Below are 2,351 nucleotides of genomic sequence, written 5' to 3'. Positions count from 1 at the left end.
GGAACTTGATCAGCTCGATGGCCACGTCCTGGTGCTTGCTGGACTTGGGCACCGCGAGCCACGATCCGCCCCAGTTGCCGCCACCACCGGGCACCGTGGCGATGTCCCACTTGCCGGTGAAGGTGTCGCCGGCCTGACCCTTGATGTAGCCGGTCATCCAGGCGGGGCACGCGATGGTCGCGAACGAGCCGTTCTTGAAGCCGGCGTTCCACTCCTCGGAGAAGGCCTGGAGCTTGGCGGTGAGCTTCGCCTCGATCATCTGGTTGGCGTAGTCCCACGCATTCTTGACCGCGGGGTTGGAGTCGACGATCAGCTCGTTGTCGCGGTTGAAGTACGTCTCGTCACCGCCCTGCATCAGGATCGAGTTGTAGACGTTGGTCGCAGCGTCGATGAAGTGGATCTTGTCGTCCTTGATCCCGTCGTCGAACTTCTCACCCGTGGCGATGAACTCGTCCCACGTGGGCCACAGCTTGCCGACCTCTTCGCGGTCGCTCGGCAGGCCGGCCTTCTCGAACAGGTCGCGGCGGTAGCACATCGCGAGCCCGCCGACGTCCGTGCCGAGGCCGATCGTGGTCTTGCCGTCTGCGCTGGTCGCCGCGTTGGCCACGTACGGCAGGTAGGCGTCCTTGAGCTGGTCGTAACCGTGATCCTGGAGGTTGACGAACTTGTCAGCGGTCTGCAGGAAGTTGACCGTCTGGCCCTCCTCGATCGCCACGACGTCGCCGGCCGATGCGTTGGCCGCGATCTGCTGGCTGAGCTTGGTGTTGTACTTGCCCAGGTCGCCCTCTGCGGTCTCCACGATCTTGACGCCCGGGTGGTCAGCCTCGAACTTCTTGTAGAGGTCCTTGTAGCCGAACTGACCGAACAGGTTCACCCGCAGGGTCACGTTCTCGTTCCCCGAGCCTTTGTCGTCGGATCCTCCGCAGCCGGCGGCGACTGCGCCCACCACGAGGGCTGAGGCCGCGGCGGCGGCGATGCGCTGTGTGCGATTCACGTCGTACCTTCCTCCGGCTCCCTCGGTGGGAGCGCTTCCATGGGAGTATGAGGCAGGTCACAGTCGGAAGTCAACGAAATTTTGGGAGCGTTCCCATATTTGTTGTTCGAGTTCACATATTGAATCGTGCGAACTGCGCGTTCAGCGCTCCGAGGCGGGGAGCTGGAGGTTGGCGTGCACGGCTCGCCACACGGTCTTGGGGCTCTCGCCCGCCTCGAGGGCCTCGGTTGCCGTACGCCCGTCGAGCTCACGCATCACGTGGCTCTCGGCCCACACCCGCGCATAGCCACGGCCGAACTGCTGCTCCATCCGGAGCCAGAACTCGCTGTGCTTCAACGTCAGGCGGCCGACGCGGAGACGTCACCCAGGGAATCAGTGGAGGCGATCGACGAGATGCTCGCGATCTGCGCCTCGGCGGCTTCCTCGACCTCGAGGAGCGAGCTGACGTCGAGCAGGACCTTGGAGAGCGGCACCTCGAGCGCTGCGGCGAGAGCCGCGAGCAGCTCGGAGCTCGCTTCCTTCTGGCCGCGCTCGACCTCGGAGATGTAGCCCAGGCTGACCCGGGCCTTGCCCGAGACGTCGCGCAAGGTGAGTCCCTGGGACATGCGCCGCGCGCGGAGCACCTCACCGACGAGCTGACGCATCGCGGTCATCGGGTCCCTCCGTCCTGGCCTGCCATGTGTGGTTCAACCCCGATGGGAACGGGATTCTTCCCCCAGCCTAGCGACCAGCCATGACAACAGCGCATCGACGGTCTGACTTCGGATCGTGTCGCGGTTGCCGGCGAGCTCGAGCCGGGTCGTCCAGGTGCCGTCGGGCCCCGCCGCCGCGATGTGCACCGTGCCCGCCGGCTTGCCCTCGGCCGGCCCTGGTCCGGCAACTCCGGTCGTCGACAGCCCGTATGTCGCACCGAGGCGATCGCGGACGCCCTGTGCCATCAGGATCGCCACGTCGGGCGTCACGGTCCCCTGCTCGGCGATGAGGTCCGCATCGACACCGAGGAGCTCGGTCTTGAGCTCGGGCGCATACGCGACGACGCCGCCCCGGACGACGTCGGAGGCGCCACTGACGCTGACCAGGGTCGCGCAGAGCAGGCCACCGGTGAGCGACTCCGCCGTGGCCACCGTCGCGTTCGCCGCTCTCAGCGCGTCGACGACGTCGGCGGCCAGGGTCACTGGCCCGCCGCGGCCTTGGACTCGCGTCGCATCGTCCGGGCGTCGCGGACGTAGTGGACGGCGGTGCTGAGCGTGATCGCGAGCGCCGCAGCCATGACGAGGTTGGTCACCCAGATCATGATGTCGCTCGGGGTGTCCTTCCAGTCGCTCGGCGGGTTGTTCCACAGGTCGAACGGCAGGAG

5 protein-coding genes are annotated in these 2,351 nt (G+C 66.7%); all 5 read right to left on the bottom strand.

The window, feature by feature from the left end; all coding sequences use genetic code 11:
• Window positions 1-994 (bottom strand): ABC transporter substrate-binding protein (locus tag V6M46_RS03895; RefSeq protein WP_332662455.1); only part of this gene is annotated, 994 nt, incomplete at its 3' end.
• 141 nt (window positions 995-1,135) lie between these two features.
• Window positions 1,136-1,330, bottom strand: coding sequence for a DUF3046 domain-containing protein (locus tag V6M46_RS03890; RefSeq protein WP_332662454.1), 195 nt, complete (start codon window positions 1,328-1,330; stop codon window positions 1,136-1,138).
• Between the two features lie 2 nt (window positions 1,331-1,332).
• The gene (locus V6M46_RS03885) at window positions 1,333-1,647 is read right to left on the bottom strand and encodes a helix-turn-helix domain-containing protein (RefSeq protein ID WP_149689563.1); all 315 of its coding nucleotides are present in this window, start codon (window positions 1,645-1,647) and stop codon (window positions 1,333-1,335) included.
• A gap of 33 nt (window positions 1,648-1,680) precedes the next feature.
• On the bottom strand, window positions 1,681-2,169 hold the full coding sequence (locus V6M46_RS03880; protein WP_332662453.1) for a CinA family protein: 489 nt from the start codon (window positions 2,167-2,169) through the stop codon (window positions 1,681-1,683).
• Window positions 2,166-2,351: hypothetical protein (locus V6M46_RS03875; RefSeq protein ID WP_442880439.1), on the bottom strand; the 186-nt coding region annotated here is incomplete at its 5' end. The genes V6M46_RS03875 and V6M46_RS03880, both read right to left, overlap by 4 nt.

The sequence above is a fragment of the Aeromicrobium sp. genome, assembly GCF_036676885.1.
GTDB lineage: Bacteria > Actinomycetota > Actinomycetes > Propionibacteriales > Nocardioidaceae > Aeromicrobium.
The sequence above is the reverse complement of the archived record's forward strand: the minus strand, read 5'-3'. Positions and strand labels throughout refer to the sequence as shown.

Bases quoted from the DNA above. Each gene is read 5' to 3' on its own strand.
- V6M46_RS03885 (WP_149689563.1), bottom strand. From the start codon at position 1,647: ATGACCGCGATGCGTCAGCTCGTCGGTGAGGTGCTCCGCGCGCGGCGC.